14 protein-coding genes and 1 rRNA gene are annotated in these 17882 nt (G+C 71.8%); 6 read left to right on the forward strand and 9 right to left on the reverse strand.

Going from position 1 to position 17882, the window contains the following annotated elements:
• Positions 1-290 (reverse strand): 16S ribosomal RNA (locus ACFXGA_RS04525); the annotation flags it as partial.
• Between the two features lie 337 nt (positions 291-627).
• Between ACFXGA_RS04525 and ACFXGA_RS04530 the strand changes: the two genes are divergently transcribed.
• The 4 genes from ACFXGA_RS04530 to ACFXGA_RS04545 all read left to right on the forward strand — a co-directional run bounded on the left by ACFXGA_RS04530 (position 628) and on the right by ACFXGA_RS04545 (position 5614).
• A complete protein-coding gene (locus ACFXGA_RS04530) occupies positions 628-1596 on the forward strand; it encodes an MASE1 domain-containing protein (protein ID WP_378084341.1) in 969 nt (322 codons plus the stop codon).
• Positions 1597-2673 (forward strand): lycopene cyclase family protein, encoded by a 1077-nt coding sequence (locus ACFXGA_RS04535; RefSeq protein ID WP_378084343.1) that lies wholly within the window; start codon positions 1597-1599, stop codon positions 2671-2673. It abuts the gene before it with no gap.
• 41 nt (positions 2674-2714) lie between these two features.
• Positions 2715-4418: an EAL domain-containing protein gene (locus tag ACFXGA_RS04540; RefSeq protein WP_378084344.1), complete on the forward strand. Its 1704-nt coding sequence runs from the start codon at positions 2715-2717 to the stop codon at positions 4416-4418.
• Between the two features lie 119 nt (positions 4419-4537).
• Entirely contained in the window at positions 4538-5614 is a 1077-nt protein-coding gene (locus tag ACFXGA_RS04545) for a glutamate--cysteine ligase (protein WP_378084345.1), read from the forward strand.
• Between the two features lie 82 nt (positions 5615-5696).
• Here the strand turns inward: ACFXGA_RS04545 and ACFXGA_RS04550 are convergent, their stop codons facing one another.
• Genes ACFXGA_RS04550 through ACFXGA_RS04585 form a run of 8 tightly spaced genes read right to left on the reverse strand, consistent with a single transcriptional unit; the run spans position 5697 to position 12309 of the window.
• A complete protein-coding gene (locus tag ACFXGA_RS04550; protein WP_378084347.1) occupies positions 5697-6089 on the reverse strand; it encodes a metal-sulfur cluster assembly factor in 393 nt (130 codons plus the stop codon).
• Entirely contained in the window at positions 6086-6529 is a 444-nt protein-coding gene (sufU, locus tag ACFXGA_RS04555; RefSeq protein ID WP_378084349.1) for a Fe-S cluster assembly sulfur transfer protein SufU, read from the reverse strand. Before sufU ends, ACFXGA_RS04550 begins: the two co-directional genes overlap by 4 nt.
• Positions 6529-7806: a cysteine desulfurase gene (locus tag ACFXGA_RS04560; RefSeq protein ID WP_378084350.1), complete on the reverse strand. Its 1278-nt coding sequence runs from the start codon at positions 7804-7806 to the stop codon at positions 6529-6531. The genes sufU and ACFXGA_RS04560 overlap by 1 nt, the downstream gene beginning before the upstream one ends.
• A gap of 57 nt (positions 7807-7863) precedes the next feature.
• Entirely contained in the window at positions 7864-8637 is a 774-nt protein-coding gene (sufC, locus tag ACFXGA_RS04565) for a Fe-S cluster assembly ATPase SufC (protein ID WP_378084351.1), read from the reverse strand.
• 34 nt (positions 8638-8671) lie between these two features.
• Positions 8672-8992 (reverse strand): non-heme iron oxygenase ferredoxin subunit, encoded by a 321-nt coding sequence (locus tag ACFXGA_RS04570; RefSeq protein WP_378084353.1) that lies wholly within the window; start codon positions 8990-8992, stop codon positions 8672-8674.
• Entirely contained in the window at positions 8989-10164 is a 1176-nt protein-coding gene (sufD, locus tag ACFXGA_RS04575; RefSeq protein ID WP_378084355.1) for a Fe-S cluster assembly protein SufD, read from the reverse strand. Before sufD ends, ACFXGA_RS04570 begins: the two co-directional genes overlap by 4 nt.
• A gap of 1 nt (position 10165) precedes the next feature.
• A complete protein-coding gene (sufB, locus tag ACFXGA_RS04580; RefSeq protein WP_233815126.1) occupies positions 10166-11611 on the reverse strand; it encodes a Fe-S cluster assembly protein SufB in 1446 nt (481 codons plus the stop codon).
• Positions 11608-12309, reverse strand: coding sequence for a helix-turn-helix transcriptional regulator (locus ACFXGA_RS04585; RefSeq protein WP_378084357.1), 702 nt, complete (start codon positions 12307-12309; stop codon positions 11608-11610). The genes sufB and ACFXGA_RS04585 overlap by 4 nt, the downstream gene beginning before the upstream one ends.
• Positions 12310-12425: 116 nt before the next feature.
• On the opposite strand from ACFXGA_RS04585, the gene mptB reads away from it, so the two are divergent.
• The gene (gene mptB / locus ACFXGA_RS04590) at positions 12426-13988 is read left to right on the forward strand and encodes a polyprenol phosphomannose-dependent alpha 1,6 mannosyltransferase MptB (protein WP_378084463.1); all 1563 of its coding nucleotides are present in this window, start codon (positions 12426-12428) and stop codon (positions 13986-13988) included.
• Positions 13989-14219: 231 nt separating this feature from the next.
• A complete protein-coding gene (locus ACFXGA_RS04595) occupies positions 14220-17867 on the forward strand; it encodes a patatin-like protein (protein WP_378084358.1) in 3648 nt (1215 codons plus the stop codon).
• Positions 17868-17882 lie beyond the last annotated feature (15 nt).

Consider the following 17882-nt stretch of genomic DNA (forward strand, 5'->3'; position numbering starts at 1 on the left):
TCAGGCCGGCTACCCGTCGTCGCCTTGGTAGGCCATCACCCCACCAACAAGCTGATAGGCCGCGGGTCCATCCCGTACCGCCGGAACTTTCCACCACCACGGATGCCCGAAGTGGTCATATCCGGTATTAGACCTAGTTTCCCAGGCTTATCCCAGAGTACAGGGCAGGTTACCCACGTGTTACTCACCCGTTCGCCGCTCGTGTACCCCGAAGGGCCTTACCGCTCGACTTGCATGTGTTAAGCACGCCGCCAGCGTTCGTCCTGAGCCAGGATCAAACTCTCCAATAAGGAATGAGTTCGATCGCTCCGAACAACACTGACACAACTGTCAGCTGTCCAGTAACAATCTCAAAGGAAACCTCTTGACGAGGTTCATACAATTTACTGGCTATTCGGCACGCTGTTGAGTTCTCAAAGAACACGCGCACACCGTCACTCATCACTTCAGTGATTCGATCCGGGGCTTGTTGTCCGCCGCGCTCCGTTCCGGTCTCTCTCCGGCCCGTTCCGCGCTGGCAGAGAGAAACTTACACGAGTGTCCCCGGATAGTGAAATCGGGGGGTCGGTTGCGGCATCTCCGCAGCTAGGCGTGGTGCGACCCCGTCCGGGGGTGGATGCTGAGGCCGTGCAGCTCCCCCCTGGGCTCGGTCGGTACGCGCGCCGCCTGGCCGTCGTCGCGGCTTGCTACTACGCGGGTGCCCGGCTCGGCCTGCTCCAGGCCCTGATCAACGACCAGGTGACACCGCTGTGGCCGCCGACCGGGGTGGCGGTGCTCGCCCTGCTGCTCGGCGGGCTGCGGATGTGGCCGGCGATCGTGGTCGGGGCGTTCGCGGTCAACTTCACGTTCACCGACCTCGGTGCCACGGTCCTCGTCACCGCCGGCAACACGCTCGGCCCGGTGGTCGCGTACCTGCTGCTGAGGCGGGCGGGGTTCCGGCCGGAGGTGGACCGGGCGCGGGACGCGATAGCGCTGGTGTTGCTGGGCGGGTTCGCGGGCATGGTGGTGAGCGCGACGATCGGCTCGGCCACGCTGCTGGTGGCGGGGGTGATCGACGGCGGGTTGTTCTGGTCGACGTGGGTGGTCTGGTGGACCGGCGACGTGCTCGGTGTGCTGGTGCTGGTGCCGATCGTGCTCGCGTTCCGCCGCCTGCGGTGGCGGGGCCACCCGGCGCGCCGGTGGTTGGAGGCGGCCGCGTTGCTGGTGAGCACGACGGTGGTGATGACCGTGGCGACCACGCACAACCTGCGGCTGATGTACTTGGTGTTCCCGTTCCTGATCTGGGCGGCGCTGCGGTTCCAGCACGTGGGCACGGCGCCGTGCACGGTCATCGCGGCGACGTTGGCGGCCTGGGGCGCGGCGCGCGGCTCCGGCCCGTTCGCGGACATGGGGTTGCTGCCGCGCATGGTGACGTTGCAGGCGTTCAACGGGACGGCGGTGTTGACGGCGCTGTTGTTGTCCGCGGTGATCGCGGAGCGCAACGCGGCGCGGGAGGCGATCGAGCGGACGGTGGAGCAGTTGGCGGAGGTCGTGGCGCGGTACCAGCCGTTGGGGTTGGGCAAGCTGCTGCCGCCGAAGCCGCCGGAGGAGCGCTGAGTGGACGTGGTGGTCGTCGGCGGCGGGCCGGCGGGGCGGGCGTTGGCGCGGGCGTGCGCGGCGCGGGGTCTGGGCACGACGGTGGTCGACCCGAACCCGGGGCGGCCGTGGCGGGCGACGTACGGGGCGTGGGCGGACGAGCTGCCGGTGGGCGCGCCGGTGGCGGTGCGGACGGCGAGGGCTCGGGCGTTCACGACGGGCGAGCACGTGCTCGCGCGGGGCTATGCGGTGTTGGACAACGAGCGGTTGCGGCGTCTGCCGGACGCGGTGCGGGTCGTGGCGGGTCGGGTGGTGGGGTGGACGGGCACGTCGGTGACGTTGGCGGACGGGCGGGTGTTGACCGGTCGGGTGGTGGACGCGGCCGGTGCGGCGGGTGGTCGGGGTGCGGCGCAGACGGCGGTGGGGGTGGTGGTGCCGGCCGCGGCGGCGGTCCCGTTCGTCGGGCCGGACGAGGCGTTGATCATGGATTGGCGGAAGCCGCCCGCGGCGACGACGGGTGATCCGACGTTCCTGTACGCGATCCCGGTGTCGGCTGACGAGGTGTTGCTGGAGGAGACGTCGTTGGCGCGTCGGCCGGGGTTGCCGCTGCGGGAGTTGCGGTTGCGGTTGCACGCGCGCCTGGCCGCGCACGGGGTGGCGGTGCCGGCGGGTGAGGAGCGGGTGCGCATCCCGTTGGACGGGCGGCCGCGGGCCGGGGCGTTCGGGGCGGCGGCGGGGTGGGTGCACCCGGCGACGGGGTACAGCGTGGCGGTGGCGTTGCGGCGCGCGCCGGTGGTGGCGGACGCGCTCGCGGCGGGGCGCGGGGTGGGGCGCACGGTGGCGGAACGGGCGGTCCGGGGGTTGCGATCGCACGGGTTGGAGGCGTTGCTGGCGTTGCCGCCCGACGCCGTGCCGGAATTCTTCAACGACTTTTTCCATTTGCCCGGCAGTCTTCAACGCGCCTACCTCGGCGAGCCGGATGACCTGGGCGGGACCGCTCGCGCGATGCTCCGGCTGTTCCGGTCGGCGTCGTGGGGTATGCGAGCCCGCCTGGCATTTCCTGTGCATTCGGCCACAAGTGCGGGAACACCTGGTTAACGGTCTCGGCAAGGGCATGGGCGGAGGGGCACGATCGACGCGTGCCCGCCTTGCTGGATGACGTTCGCTTCGCCTTCCAGCCGTTGTTCAACCTCCACACCGGAGGGGTCGTGGCGGTTGAAGCGCTCGCCCGGCCGCACGACGGCACCGTGCAGGACCTGCTGCGGATGGCGTTCCGCGCGGGATACCTGGCCAACACCGACGTGGCGCTCGCCTGCCGGGCGGTCCGGCACGCGGCCGAGCACGGCCTGGGCGTGCCGCTGCACGTCAACCTGCTGGCGTTGACGATCGCGGACAAGCCGGAGCTGATGGCCCCGCTGTACGGGGTGCTGCGCGAGGTGGGGCGCACCCCGGCGGACCTGGTCGTCGAGGTCGGCACGCCGTACTCGCGCGCGCCGCGCCGGCTGCTGGTGCGGGGCATCGCGCGGTTGCGGGAGGACGGGTTCCGGATCGGGTTGGACGGCGTCGGCGAGGGTGATTCGCCGTTGTCGCTGCTCACCGAGGTGCGGCCGGACGTGGTGAAGCTGGACCGCGAGGTGGTGGTGGCGCTGCCGGTCGACCCGGCGCGCTTCGCGCTGGCGCAGGCGTTGCAGCACCTGTGCGAGCACACGGGTTCGCTGGTGGTGGCGGAGGGTGTGGAGACGGAGGCGCAGCTGGCCGCGCTGCGCCGGCTGGGGGTGCGGCTCGCGCAGGGCAACCTGCTGGCGAGCCCGCAGCGCCGGCCGAAGGTGGACGCGACGATCGCGGCGGTGTTGAGCGAGGTCATCGACCCGGAGGCGGTCACCAGCACGATGACCGCGCCGTTGCGGCGCCGGAACGGCCCGAAGGTGACCGACTTCCTGCACCCGGCGACGACGCTGCCCGACTCGGCGACGTCCGAGGAGGTGCGGGACGTGCTGGCGAACCAGCCGACGGTCAGCGGCGTGGTGCTCGTGGACGGGGAGAACCGGCCGCGGTGGACGGTGGACCGCAACCGGTTCCTGCTGGCGGTGACGGGGCCGTTCGGGCACGCCCTGCACGCCAAGCGGGAGGCGGCGCGGTTGGCGGACAAGCCGAAGCTGATCGGGGCGGAGTCCAGCGCGCTGGAGTTGTTGGACGTGGTCGCGCACGCGAACCGGGAGCGCACCAACGACGACCTGGTGGTCGTGGACGACGACGACCGGTGCCTCGGTGTGGTGCGCGTCGCGGACGTCGTGCGCGGTGTGGCGGAGATGAAGGTGGAGCAGGCGGCGGCGTTGAGCCCGTTGACGCGGCTGCCGGGCAGCGACTCGATCGCGCGCGAGGTGGACCGGCGCATCCTGGGCGGCGAGCTGTTCGCCGTGGGGTGGTTGGACGTGGACGCGTTCAAGCGGGTCAACGACTCGGCGGGGTTCGCGGCCGGGGACGACCTGATCCGGGCGATAGGGCGTGCGCTGACCGACGGGGCGGGGTCGTTCCCGGGCGTGCAGGTGGGGCACGTGGGCGGGGACGATTTCCTGGTGGTGGCGGGGTTGGACGAGATCGTGCCGTTCGCCGCGGGTGTGCTGGACGTGCCGTTCGAGGCGGAGGGGCGCGCGGTGACGTTGTCGTTGGCGACGTTGGTCTGCGCGGCGGGGTCGGTGGGGTCGTACCGCGAGGTGTCGCGGTTGCTCGCGCCGTTGAAGGAGCACGCGAAGTCGTTGCGGGGCAACAGTTGGGTGTTGGGGCGGCCGGGCAGCGACCACGTCGACGTGCTGCGGGGCGGGCCGCACCTCGCGGTGAGCTAGGAAGTTCACCGCAAAGCTGCCTGTGCGACCCGGTCGGTTACTCCTAGCATCACGGTGACTACCCACCGCACGGGAGGTCCCTGGTGAGTGAGGTCATCGCCCTACCGCTTCCGCGAAGCGTGTCCGACCCGCCGCTGACGGTGGGGGTCGAGGAGGAGTTCCTGCTGGTCGACGCGGACACCGGGGTGCTGGTGCCGCTGGCGGGCGTCGTGCTCGGCGGCGCCCGGTCCGGGCTGGACCTGCAGACCGAGATGACGAAGTACCAGGTGGAGAGCGCCACGCCGGTGTGCCGGAGCATGGCGGAGGTGCGTGAGCAGTTGCTGGCGGCGCGGCGTGAGCTGGCCGCGTTGGCGGGCGCGCACGGTGCGCGGGTCGTGGCGAGCGGGACGCCGCTGCTGGGTGGCAGCCGGCCGCCGCCGCTGACCGACACCGCGCGTTACCGCCGGATCGCCGCCGAGTACGGGCCGCTGGTGGACGGGCTGATGATCTGCGGGTGCCACGTGCACGTCGGCATCCCGGACGAGGAGACGGGGGTGCTGGTCAGCAACCACCTGCGGCAGTGGCTGCCGGTGCTGCTGGCGCTGAGCGCCAACTCGCCGTTCGCGGACGGGCGGGACACGGGGTACGCGAGTTGGCGTTACCTGGCGTGGAGCCCGTGGCCGTCGGCGGGCGCGCCGCCGTGGTTCGAGTCGGCGGAGGACTACCACCGGGGCACGGGGGTGCTGTGGTCGAGCGGGGCGGCGTTGGACCCCGCGATGGTGTACTGGGACGTGCGGTTGTCGGCCCGGCACCCGACGGTGGAGCTGCGGGTGTGCGACGTGGCGGTGACCGTGGACGAGGCGGTGGTGCTGGCGGCGCTCGTGCGGGCGATCGCGGCGACCGCGCTGGCCGGGGTGCCGGCCCACCGGGTGCCGGACCTGGCGTTGCGGACGGCGTTGTGGCGGGCGGCGCGGGACGGGTTGGACGGGGCGGGGATCGAGCCGCACAGCGGCCGGTTGGTGCCGGCGGTGGACATGGTGCGGTCGTTGTTGGACTGGACGCGCCCGGCGTTGCGGGCGGCGGGCGACGAGGACCTGGTGGTGGACGGCGTCGACCGGTTGCTGCTGGACGGCACGGGCGCGGCCCGGCAGCGGAGGGCGTTCCGGGAACGCGGGTCGCTGGCGGACGTGGTCCGGCTGCTGACCGTCCAGCCCTGACGTCGTGCCCCGACGGGGTGGTGGGACGACACAGGGGCCCTCGCGGCGAGGACCCCTGTGCGGGTTGTCGGTCGGGTGCGGGTCAGACCGTGAAGCCGAGTGCCCGCAACTGCTCGCGGCCGTCGTCGGTGATCTTCTCCGGGCCCCACGGCGGCATCCACACCCAGTTGATGCGGAAGTCGTTGACGATCCCGCCGCCGCCACCGCCGACCAGCGCCGACCGCGTCTGGTCCTCGATGACGTCGGTCAGCGGGCACGCCGCGGACGTGAGCGTCATGTCGATCAGCGCGACGTTCTCCTCGTCCACCCGGATGTCGTACACCAGGCCGAGGTCCACGACGTTGATGCCCAGTTCGGGGTCCACCACGTCGCGCATGGCCTCCTCGACGTCGTCCACGGCGGCCACGTCGGCCTTCGGCGCCGGCGGTTCGGGCATGCCCTCGATGCCGCGCACCACGTCCTCTTCGGTGCTCATGCCTTCGCTCCCTCGCTGCGTGCCACCGCGTCCTTGAAAGCCATCCAGCCCAGCAGCGCGCACTTCACGCGTGCCGGGTACTTCGCCACGCCCGCGAACGCGATGCCGTCCTCCAGGACGTCCTCGTCCGGCTCGACCTTGCCCTTGCCCTGCATCAGCTCGACGAACGCGTCCATCTTCTCGAACGCCTCGCCCAACGGCCGGCCGACCACCAGGTCGGTGAGCACCGAGGTGGACGCCTGGCTGATCGAGCAGCCCTGGCCGTCGTAGGACACGTCGCGCACCGTGTCGCCGTCGAGCTTGACCCGCAGCGTCACCTCGTCCCCGCACGTGGGGTTGATCTGGTGGGACTCGCCGTCGAACTCGTCCCGCAGGCCGCGGCCGTGCGGGTTCTTGTAGTGGTCCAGGATGATCTCCTGGTACATCTGCTGCAGCTGCATCACGCCACCCCGAAGAACTTCTGCGCTTCGCGGACGGCGTCGACCAGCGCGTCCACCTCGTCCAGCGTGTTGTACAGGTAGAAGCTGGCCCGCACGGTCGCGGCCGCGTCCATCCGCCGGTGCAGCGGCCACGCGCAGTGGTGGCCGACGCGCACCGCGACGCCCAGGCTGTCGAGCACCTGGCCCGCGTCGTGCGCGTGGATGCCCTCCACCACGAACGACACCGCGCCGCCGCGGTCCACCACGTCCAGCGGTCCGACGACCCGCACGCCCGGCACACCGGCCAGGCCGCGCAGCGCCGCCTCGGTCAGCACGTGCTCGTGCGCCGCGACGCGGTCCATGCCGAGGGCGTTGAGGTAGTCCACCGCCGCGCCCAGCGCCACCGCCTGCGACGTCATGGGCACGCCCGCTTCGAACCGCGCGGGCGGCGGGGCGAAGGTCGACTTCGCCATGTGGACCATCTCGATCATCGACCCGCCGGTGAGGAACGGCGGCAGCGCCTCCAGCAGCTCGCGGCGGCCGTAGAGCACGCCGATGCCCGACGGTCCGAGCATCTTGTGGCCGCTGAACACCGCGAAGTCCACGCCCAGCGCGCCGAAGTCGACCGGGCCGTGCGGCACGGACTGGCACGCGTCGAGCACCGTCAGCGCGCCCACCGCGCGGGCCGCGTCGACCAGCACGCGCACCGGGTTCACCGTGCCGAGCACGTTCGACTGGTGCGTGAAGGCGACGACCTTCGTCCTCGGGTTGATCAGCGAGTCGAGGTCCGACAGGTCCAGCCGGCCCTCGTCGGTCACGCCGAACCACCGCAGCGTGGCGCCCGTCCGCGCGGCCAACTGCTGCCACGGGACGAGGTTCGCGTGGTGCTCCATCTCGGTGACGACGATCTCGTCGCCGGGGCCGACGCGGAACCGCTCGGCCTCGGGTCCGGCGGTGGCCGCGTTGCCCATCGCGTACGCGACCAGGTTCACGCCCTCGGTCGCGTTCTTGGTGAACACGATCTCGCCGTAGTCGACGCCCACGAAGTCGGCGATCTTCTGCCGGGCGCCCTCGTAGGCGTCCGTGGCCTCTTCGGCCAGTTGGTGCGCGCCGCGGTGCACCGCGGCGTTGGCGGTCTCCAGGAAGGCGCGCTCGGCGTCGAGGACCTGCCTCGGCCGTTGCGAGGTGGCGCCGGAGTCGAGGTAGACCAGCCGCTTGCCCTCCCGCACGGTGCGGCCCAGGATCGGGAAGTCCGCCCGGACGGTAGCGACGTCCAGTGGAGTGGCGGTCGTGGTCACTGCTCCGACGCCTCCTCTCGATACGTGTTCACGGACAGGTGCACGACAGGTGCAACGTCAGCCGATCGCGGCGGCTTCCGCCTTCCCGGTGTACTTCACGTAACCCTCCGCCTCGAGCTGGTCGGCCAGCTCGGGGCCGCCGGACTCGACGATCCGGCCACCCGCGAAGACGTGGACGAAGTCGGGCGAGATGTACTTGAGGATCCGGGTGTAGTGGGTGATCAGCATCACGCCGGCCTCGCCGGACTGCTTGTACCGGTTCACGCCCTCGGACACGACGCGCAGCGCGTCGACGTCCAGGCCCGAGTCGGTCTCGTCGAGGATCGCGATCTTCGGCTTGAGCAGCCCGAGCTGCAGGATCTCGTGGCGCTTCTTCTCGCCGCCGGAGAAGCCCTCGTTGACCGAGCGCTCGGCGAAGGCCGGGTCGATGTCCAGGTCGGACATCGCCTCCTTGACCTCCTTGACCCAGTGGCGCAGCTTCGGGGCCTCGCCGCGCACGGCGGTGGCGGCGGTGCGGAGGAAGTTCGACATCGAGACGCCGGGCACCTCGACCGGGTACTGCATGGCGAGGAAGAGACCCGCGCGGGCGCGCTCGTCCACGGTCATCTCCAGCACGTCCTCGCCGTCCAGCAGCACGCTGCCGGAGGTGATCTCGTACTTGGGGTGGCCGGCGATGGCGTAGGACAGGGTGGACTTGCCCGAGCCGTTGGGACCCATGATCGCGTGGGTCTCGCCCGCCTTGATGGTCAGGTCGACGCCCTTGAGGATCTCCTTGGAGCCCTCCTCGGTGGTGACCGAGACGTGCAGGTCCTTGATCTCCAGAGTGGCCATTGGTGCTTCGTTCTCCTGGTGTTGCGGGCGGAAGTCAGTTCGTGGTGGTGGTGACGTCCACGTAGACGTCGTCACCGCGGAGTTCGACGGCGAACACGTCGACCGGCTCGGTGGCGGGCGGCGAGGACGGGCGGCCGGTGCGCAGGTCGAAGCACGACCCGTGCAGCCAGCACTCCACGCCCTTGCGCGTCACCTCGCCCTCGCTGAGCGCGACCTCGGCGTGCGAGCACAGGTCGCGCAGCGCGTGCACGGTCCCGCCGTCGCGGACGAGCACGACCGGGGTGTACTCGTCGCCGACCTCGAACGCCGCGGGCTTGCGGTCGTCGAGGTCGGTCAGCGAGCACACCCGGATCACGCGCCCACCGCTTCGAGTTCCGCCTCGATGGCGGCTTCCAGGCGCTCGCGCACCTCGGGGACGCCGATCTTGAGCAGGATCTCGTGGAAGAACCCGCGCACGACCAGCCTGCGCGCCTGCTCCTCCGGGATGCCGCGGGCCTGGAGGTAGAACAGCTGCTCGTCGTCGAACCGGCCGGTGGCGCTGGCGTGGCCCGCGCCCTCGATCTCGCCGGTCTCGATCTCCAGGTTCGGCACCGAGTCGGCGCGCGCGCCGTCGGTCAGCACCAGGTTGCGGTTCAGCTCGAAGGTCTCGGTGCCCTCGGCCGCCGCGCGGATCAGCACGTCGCCGATCCACACCGTGTGCGCGTCCTCGCCCTGGAGCGCGCCCTTGTAGACGACGTTGCTGCGGCAGTTGGACACCGCGTGGTCGACGAAGGTGCGGTGCTCCAGGTGCTGGCCCGCGTCGGCGAAGTACAGGCCGAGCAGCTCGGCGTCGCCGCCGCGGCCGGTGTAGGTGACCACCGGGGTGAGGCGGACCACGTCGCCGCCGAGGGTGACGACGGTGTGCTTGAACGAGGCGTCGCGGCCCAGCCGGGCGTGGTGCGCGGAGACGTGCACCGCGTCGTCGGCCCAGTCCTGGATGGCGACCACGGTGAGGTGCGCGCCGTCGCCGACGACGAACTCGACGTTGTCGGCGTAGGCGCCGGAGCCGCGGTGGTCGATGACGACGACGGCCTCAGCGAACGGCTTGGCGTGCACGTGCAGGTGGCCGTAGGCGACCTCGCCCTGGCCCGCGCCGGTCACGGTGATCGTGGTCGGCCCGACCTTCGCGTCACCCGGCAGGGTGACGACGGTGGCCTGGGTGAACGACGTCCACGCCTGGGCGGCGATCCGGTCGCCGGGGGTGCCCGCGACGCCCAGCCGCTCGTCGTCGCGCCCCACGGTCTCGACCGCGACGCCCTCCGGCGCGTCCACGTCGACGGTCACCGCGCCGGTCGCCTCGGCTCCCCGGTGCAGGTTCGCCAGGCGCTTCATGGGGGTGAAGCGCCAGATCTCCTCGCGCCCCCCGGGCACCTCGAACGCGTTCACGTCGAACGACGTGAAGTGGTCGGCGCGCGACGAGACGGGAGCACCTGCACCGTGCGAGTGGGCCGTCAGGCCGTGTTGCTGGTCTTCGGTGGTGACGGCCATGTCAGCCGACGGCCCCTTCCATCTGCAGCTCGATCAGGCGGTTCAGCTCCAGGGCGTACTCCATCGGCAGCTCGCGCGCGATGGGCTCGACGAACCCGCGCACGATCATCGCCATGGCCTCGTCCTCGTTGAGACCGCGGGACATCAGGTAGAACAGCTGGTCCTCGGAGACCTTCGAGACCGTGGCCTCGTGGCCCATCGACACGTCGTCCTCGCGGACGTCCACGTAGGGGTAGGTGTCCGAGCGGCTGATGTTGTCCACCAGCAGCGCGTCGCACTTGACCGTGGACTTCGAGTGGTGCGCCCGCTTGTTGACCTGCACGAGGCCGCGGTAGGAGGTGCGGCCGCCGCCGCGCGCCACCGACTTCGACACGATCGTGGACGACGTGTGCGGCGCCATGTGGACCATCTTCGCGCCGGCGTCCTGGTGCTGGCCCTCGCCCGCGAACGCGATCGAGAGGACCTCGCCCTTGGCGTGCTCGCCCATGAGGAACACGGCCGGGTACTTCATGGTGACCTTGGAGCCGATGTTGCCGTCGATCCACTCCATGGTCGCGCCCTCTTCGGCCTTGGCGCGCTTGGTGACCAGGTTGTAGACGTTGTTCGACCAGTTCTGGATGGTCGTGTAGCGGCAGCGGCCGCCCTTCTTGACGATGATCTCCACGACGGCGGAGTGCAGCGAGTCCGACGAGTAGATCGGCGCGGTGCAGCCCTCGACGTAGTGCACGTACGCGCCCTCGTCGACGATGATCAGCGTGCGCTCGAACTGGCCCATGTTCTCGGTGTTGATCCGGAAGTAGGCCTGGAGCGGGATCTCGACGTGCACGCCCTTCGGCACGTAGATGAACGAGCCGCCCGACCACACCGCGGAGTTCAGCGCGGAGAACTTGTTGTCACCCGACGGGATGACGGAGCCGAAGTACTCCTTGAACAGCTCCGGGTGCTCCTTGAGGGCGGTGTCCGTGTCGAGGAAGATGACGCCCTGCTCCTCGAGGTCCTCGCGGATCTTGTGGTAGACGACCTCGGACTCGTACTGGGCCGCGACGCCGGAGACCAGGCGCTGCTTCTCCGCCTCCGGGATGCCCAGCTTGTCGTAGGTGTTCTTGATGTCGTCGGGCAGGTCGTCCCAGGTCGCCGCCTGCTTCTCGGTCGACCGGACGAAGTACTTGATGTTGTCGAAGTCGATGCCCGACAGGTCGGAACCCCACGTCGGCATCGGCTTGCGGTCGAACAGGCGCAGCGCCTTCAGCCGGAAGTCCAGCATCCACTCGGGCTCGTTCTTCTTCGCCGAGATGTCCCGAACGACGTCCTCGTTCAGGCCCCGGCGAGCGCTCGCGCCTGCCACGTCCGAGTCGGCCCAGCCGAACTCGTAGTTGCCGATGCTCGCCAGGGTCTCTTCCTGGGTGAGCGGGGCTGTGGTGGTGCGCTGCTCGGCAGCGGCAGTCATGCGGGCTCCCCTCCATCTGGGATCCGGGGTGTGTTCGGGATGTGCGTCGTGCACACGGCATCGCCGCGGGCGATCGTGGCCAGGCGTTGGACGTGCGTGCCGAGCAGGTCGGCGAACGCCGCCGTCTCGGTCTCGCACAGCTGCGGGAACTCCGCCGCGACGTGCGCCACCGGGCACAGGTGCTGGCAGAGCTGCTCGCCCGCCCCCACGGTGCGCGCCGAGGCAGCGTAGCCCTCCCTGGTCAACGCCACCGCGAGGGCCTTGGCCCGGTCCGCGGCGTCGGGGCGGTCGACGATGGCCGAGCGGTGCCGGTCGACGAATGCGGACACCCGTCGTTCGGCGAAGGCCCGTACCGCCTCCTCCCCGCCCTGTTCGGCGAGGAACCGCAGCGCGGCCACGGCGAGGTCGTCGTAGGCGTGCCCGAAGCGGGCCCGCCCCTGCTCGGTCAGCAGGAACAGCTTGGCCGGGCGACCCCGGCCGCGCTGACCCCGGCGGGGGGCCTCCCTGCCGGTCGCCTCGCCGTCCGCCACCAGCGCGTCGATGTGCCGGCGCACCGCCGTGGGGCTCAGGCCCAGCTGCTCCGCGACCGAGGCCGCGGCCACCGGGCCCTGCTCCAGGAGGAGCCGTGCGACGGCGTGCCGGGTCCGCCCGTCGTGCCCGGACGGCACGGCGGTCGGAGAGGTCCCGGCGTTTTTCACAACACCAGTGTTGCGTATTTCGCGGTCGGTCGCAAAGATCGGTGGGCGCCGGGTGACCCGAGTCACGCGCCCGGGCCGGCCGCTACCCTTCGGACGTGACGGCGGGCGGACTGGTGATGACGAACCGGAGCGAGATCGGCGAGGCAGCGCCCCTCGACGCGACCGAGACCCGGCAGCTCGACATCATCCGCCGGTGGGGCACCGTGGGCGCGTTGCTGCTGGCCGTGGGCTCGCTCGGGGCGGGCGCGGCGCCCGTGTTCAGCCCCCTGCCCGGCACCCCGCTGCTCGGGCTGTTCCCCCGGATGCCGAGCGCCGCGATGGGCGTCGCCTGGACCGGCATCTTCCTCATCGTGTCGGCGTGGCTGTGGCTGGGCCGGTTCGCCCGGCCGGGCAGGCCCCGGCTGATGTCGCGCAGCCAGCTCGACCGCACGCTGCTGATGTGGATCACGCCGCTGGTGTTCGTGCTGCCCATGTTCAGCCGGGACGTCTACAGCTACCTGGCGCAGTCGCAGATCGCCGCCAACGGGCAGGACCCGTACGAGCTGGGGCCCGCCACGGCGCTGGGCGTGGAGCACGACCTGACCAAGAACGTGCCGAACATCTGGCGGGAGACGCCCGCGCCGTACGGGCCGCTGTTCCTGGCCGTCGGGCGGGTCATCTCGATGGTGACCGGCGACAGCGTGCTGCCCGGCATCTTCCTGCACCGGCTGCTGGGGCTGCTGGGGCTGGCGATGATCGTGTGGGCGCTGCCGCGGCTCGCGCGGCGCTTCGGCGTGCCGCCGGTGGCGGCGCTGTGGCTGGGCGCGGCGAACCCGCTGGTGCTGTTCCACCTGGTCGTGGGCGTGCACAACGAGGGCCTGGCGATCGGCCTGATGCTGGTGGGGCTCGAGTTGGCGCTGCGCAAGATGCCGGTCACGCCCGGCGCGCCGACGACGCGCGAGGAGCTGCTCTGGATCACGCTCGGCGCGACGATGATCACGATGGGCGCGGCGGTGAAGATCCCGGCCGCGCTGGCGCTCGGCTTCCTGGGCGTGATGATCGCGCGGCGGTGGGGCGGCAGGTTCTCCGACCTGGTGCGGGCGGCGCTGCTGTTGCTGCTCGTCTCGGGTGTGGTGATGGTGGGGACGTGCGTCGGCACCGGGCTCGGGTTCGGGTGGGTGGAGACGCTGAACGTCGCCAGCACGGTGAAGAGCTGGATGTCGCCGCCGACCGCGATGGGGTTCCTGGGCGGCGGGCTGGGGCTGCTGCTGGGGCTGGGCAACCACACCGAGTCGATGATCGTGCTGATGCGGATCGTGACGCAGGCGGTGTCGGTGGTGATCGTGGCGACGCTGCTGTGGAAGGCGTTCCGGGGGCGGATCAAGGCCGTCAACGGGCTCGGCGCGGGGCTGGGCGCGGTGCTGGTGCTGGGGCCGGTGCTCCAGCCGTGGTACGTGCTGTGGGCGGCGTTGCCGCTGGCCACGGGCGTGCTGGCGCGTCGGTTCCGGGTGTTCGCGACGACCGCGAGCGCGGTGATCGCGGTGATCCTGCCGCCGACCGGCTCGGCGTTCGACGGGCGCGCCTACATCGTGCCGCAGGCCGTGACCGGGGCCGTGATCGCGTTCGCCGTGTGCCTCTTCGTCGCCCGCAGGCAGGTCCTCCCCCTGATCAAACGCGACCCCCTGCCCGGCTCCGCCTGACCCCGCGCGAGAGTCCTGCGTTCACCGCGCGAGAGTCCAACGCCCGCGGCCGGTGAGTTCGACACCCGGCATACCGGGTGGTCGGTGCGAGCGTTGAATTCGGGGGTCGTGAACGTTGGACTCTCGTGACCCGGGTGTTGGACTCTCGCGGGGGTAACGGGATCGGGTGGTGGGCGAGAGAGCAGGTAGGGCCGGTGCGGGAGGATCGGCGCGGTCGGGGAGGAGTGCGTGATGGTGGACGTGCCCAGGGAGCAGATCCGATTCGCCGTCGTGCTGAACGGGGGTGTGAGCCTCGCCGTGTGGATGGGCGGGGTCGTGCTCGAACTCGACCGGCTGACCCGGGGGGCCGGTCCGTACGCCGACCTGCTCGACATGGTCGGCAGCACGGCCCGCGCCGACGTCATCACGGGCACGTCGGCCGGCGGCATCAACGGCGCGGCCCTGGCGTTGTCGCAGGTCAACGCCAACGCCAAGCTGGAACGGCTGCGTGACCTGTGGGCCGAGCAGGGTCGGATGGAACAACTGCTGCGCACCCCGTTCCGCGGCGAGCCGGTCTCCCTGCTGCGCGGCGACGAGTTCTTCCTCCCCCGCCTGAAGGAGGCGCTCGAACGCCTGACCACCGACTTCACCCCGCAGGAGGACCGCCCGGTCGACCTGCGGATCACCACGACGCTGCTCGCGGGCGTGCCCACGGTCACCTACGACGACCTGGGCCAGACCCTGGTGCAGGCGTCCCACCAGGGCAGCTTCTCGTTCCGCCGCGACCCGGGCGGCCGCGACGACTTCACCGCCGACAAGCTCCCCGCCCTGGTCGGCCGCATGGCGCTGGCCGCGCGCTCGTCCGCGTCGTTCCCGTTCGCGTTCGAACCGTCGTTCATCCCGGTCGCGCCGGGCGCGCCCGACGGCGACAAGCCGAACATGGCCGAGGTCGCGTCGTGGGCCAACGACACCGACAACCGGTCCCGCTACGCCGTGGACGGCGGCGTCCTGGTGAACACGCCCACCAAGGAGGCGCTGGAGGCCATCGACCGGATGGCCGCCGAAGGCCCGGTGCGACGGGTGATGCTGCTGGTGTTCCCGCACGCCCCGGAGGCGGTCGTGGAGCCCGCGGCCCCGGTGGACGGCGCGCTGCCCAGCACCGTCGCCACCGGCGGCAAGCTGCTCGGCGCGCTGACCAGCCAGAGCGGCCGGACCTACGTCGAGCGCATCGAGGAGCACAATCGCAACGCCGCGTCCCGCCGCGGCGGCCGCAACGCGCTGCTGGACCGGCTGGCGTCGGGCGGTTCGGTCACCGGGAAGCTGTACGCGCTGGCCGAGACGCTGCACGACCACTACGAGGACGTCCGCATCCGGCACGCCGCCCGCGACGTCGCGACCCGCCAGTTCGAGGTGCCGGGCGCGAACGCCGCCGGCTGGACGTTCGAACGGGTCCGCGCGGCGGCCGAGGCGGCCCAGCGGGAGCACCGCGCCGAGTGGGGCCGGCTGCCGTACGTGCCGACCCGGCCCCAGCCCGCGCCGCTGCCCGACCACGGCTGGCCGTGGGGCATCACCATGGCCGAACGGCTCGCGTCCGCCGCGATGGACGTGCTCAAGCGGCTGGTGTGGATCATGCCGGACGCGCAGCGGCTCGCGATGGCCCGCACGAACCTGTTCGACGTGCGGGCACGGCTGCGCGCCGCCCGGGTCGACCTGGACGGGCACTGGACCACCGGCGCGCCGGAGGAGCTGGACCAGGAGTACTGGGGGCGGCGGGTCCGCCGGTTCGCCGAGAAGATGCTGGACGAGCCGGACGGCGTCGGGCAGCGGGTGCGGGAGCAGGTGGAGCGGATCGCGGGCGTCCTCGGCGACGCGCGCGACATCCTCGACCAGCTGGACGAGGAGCAGCTGCGGGTGGGCGAGCTGCGGTCGTGGCACCGGTTGCTGACCGAGCCGCGCACCGAGGCGGAGGCCGAGGCGGGGCTGGTCGCGGGCGAGCTGTGGCTGTCCCGCGTGCTGGCGCTGGAGGTGGCCACGACGTGCCTGGCCGACGACACGCGCGGCGGTCTCGACCAGGCCGTCGAGCTGGTGCAGATCAGCCTGCAGACGCGCAACGCGTTCGCCGAGTACAGCCTCACCGCCGAGGACAAGGCGGGCGGGGCGTCGCTGCACCGGTTCTCCGGGTTCCTCAAGCGGTCGTGGCGGGTCAACGACTGGATCTGGGGTCGGCTCGACGGCGCGACGATGCTGTGCAAGGTGGTGTTCGACCCGAAGCGGCTGCTGCGGGTGGACCGGCTGACCGGCGCGGGCGGCGACCCGGTCGAGCGGGCCGCGGCGAAGGTGGACGAACTGGTGGCCGCGTTGTTCGGCGACGGCCTGCCGGCCGAGCTGGAGCCGTGCGTGCGGCGGGCGAAGGCCGAGCTGGGCAAGGTGTACGCCGATCCCGACGGCGACCACCCGCCGACGTGCGCGGCGCTGGCGGAGCTGGCCGCGTGGGGCCTGCACGTGCGGATCATCTGCGAGGAGCTGCCCGCGCTGCGCGCCGCGATCCTGGCCGACCGGACCGAGGGCGCGGACCGGCGTTCGCGCGGCGAGCTGTTCCTGGAGGAGCAGGCCGCGCTGCTGGCCCGGCTGCCCGTGCGCACGGACGCCGACCGGGTCGAGGTGGGCGTGCGAGGGCTGGCGGCGTTCGACCGGGCGGGCATCGGGCGTGAGCCGCTGGTGCAGGAGGCGAGCAGCGACCAGCTGATCCGGACGGCGGCCACGGCCGCGGCGGTGGCGATCACCGTGGCCGACAGCGACAACTCCGGTCTGGGCACGGCGAAACCGCTGACCAGGACGTTGCGCGGGGCGGCGCTGCTGCCGTACTGGACGATCACCGGGTTGACCCGGGGTGGCCGGTTGGCGCAGTTCCTCGGGCTGCTCGGGTTCGCGCTGGGCGGCGCGCTGCTGGTGTTGTCGCTGTTCGACCTGCTGCCGCCGTGGGCGGTGGGGCCGGCGGCGGCGTTCGGCGGCGGGACGCTGCTGGCCGCGTTCGGCTACGCGGCGTTGCGGTCCGGGACGCTGCTGCACGGGCTCGTGCTGCTGTCCCCGGTGATCCCGCTGGTCACGGTCGCGATCGACCGGACGCGGCACGCCCTGGCGTCCGGCGACACCGGCGGCCAGGCGGTGACGGGCATGGTCGCGGTCGGCGGCGTGCTGCTGGTCGTGGTGGGGTTGCTGGTCATCGGGAGCCTGCCCGCGCCGGTGGGCACGCCGCTCGCGGTGCTGGGCCGGATCCGGCTCAAGCCGCGGCTGCTGCTGCGGGTGCTGGTGGCGGCGGCGATCGTGGTCGGGGTGTGGGCCGTGGTGCGGTACCGGCTGTACGACCTGAAGCCCGCGTTCGTGGTCGTCGGCACGGTCGTGGCGATCGTGTTCGGCGCGGTGACGTCGTACGTGCTGGGCAGCTCGTTGCGGCGGTGGCGGCAGGTGGACGGGGTGTGGGACACCGAGGCCGCCGAGCCGCCCGCGTCCGCGACCGCCGGGTGGGCCGCGGTGTACGGGGCGGTGCTGCTGGTGATCGCCGCGATCGTGCAGGTGTTCTCGCTGCGGTTCACCGGGTGGGAGGCGGTGCTGGGCACGGCGTTGGCGTTCGGGCTGGTGCTGCTGCTGGTCACGACGTGGTGGGTGCCGCTGCGGGCCAGGCGGACCATCGCCACGTCGCTGGTCGAGCAGATGTCCGTGCTGGACTTCGACTCCGACGACGTGGCCGAGGCGCTGCTGAAGCGGCTGGAGGGGCACGGGATGCTGTTCAAGTTCCTCACCGAGCTGGACGACACCGGCCGTCCCCGCCTGAGCGCGAACGGCCTGCGCGTCGCCCACCGCGCCGCCCGCCGCTCCGCCACGGGCACGGACCTCGACTGACCCGCGTGTCCTACG

This window comes from Actinosynnema sp. NPDC059335 (genome assembly GCF_042752395.1).
GTDB lineage: Bacteria > Actinomycetota > Actinomycetes > Mycobacteriales > Pseudonocardiaceae > Actinosynnema.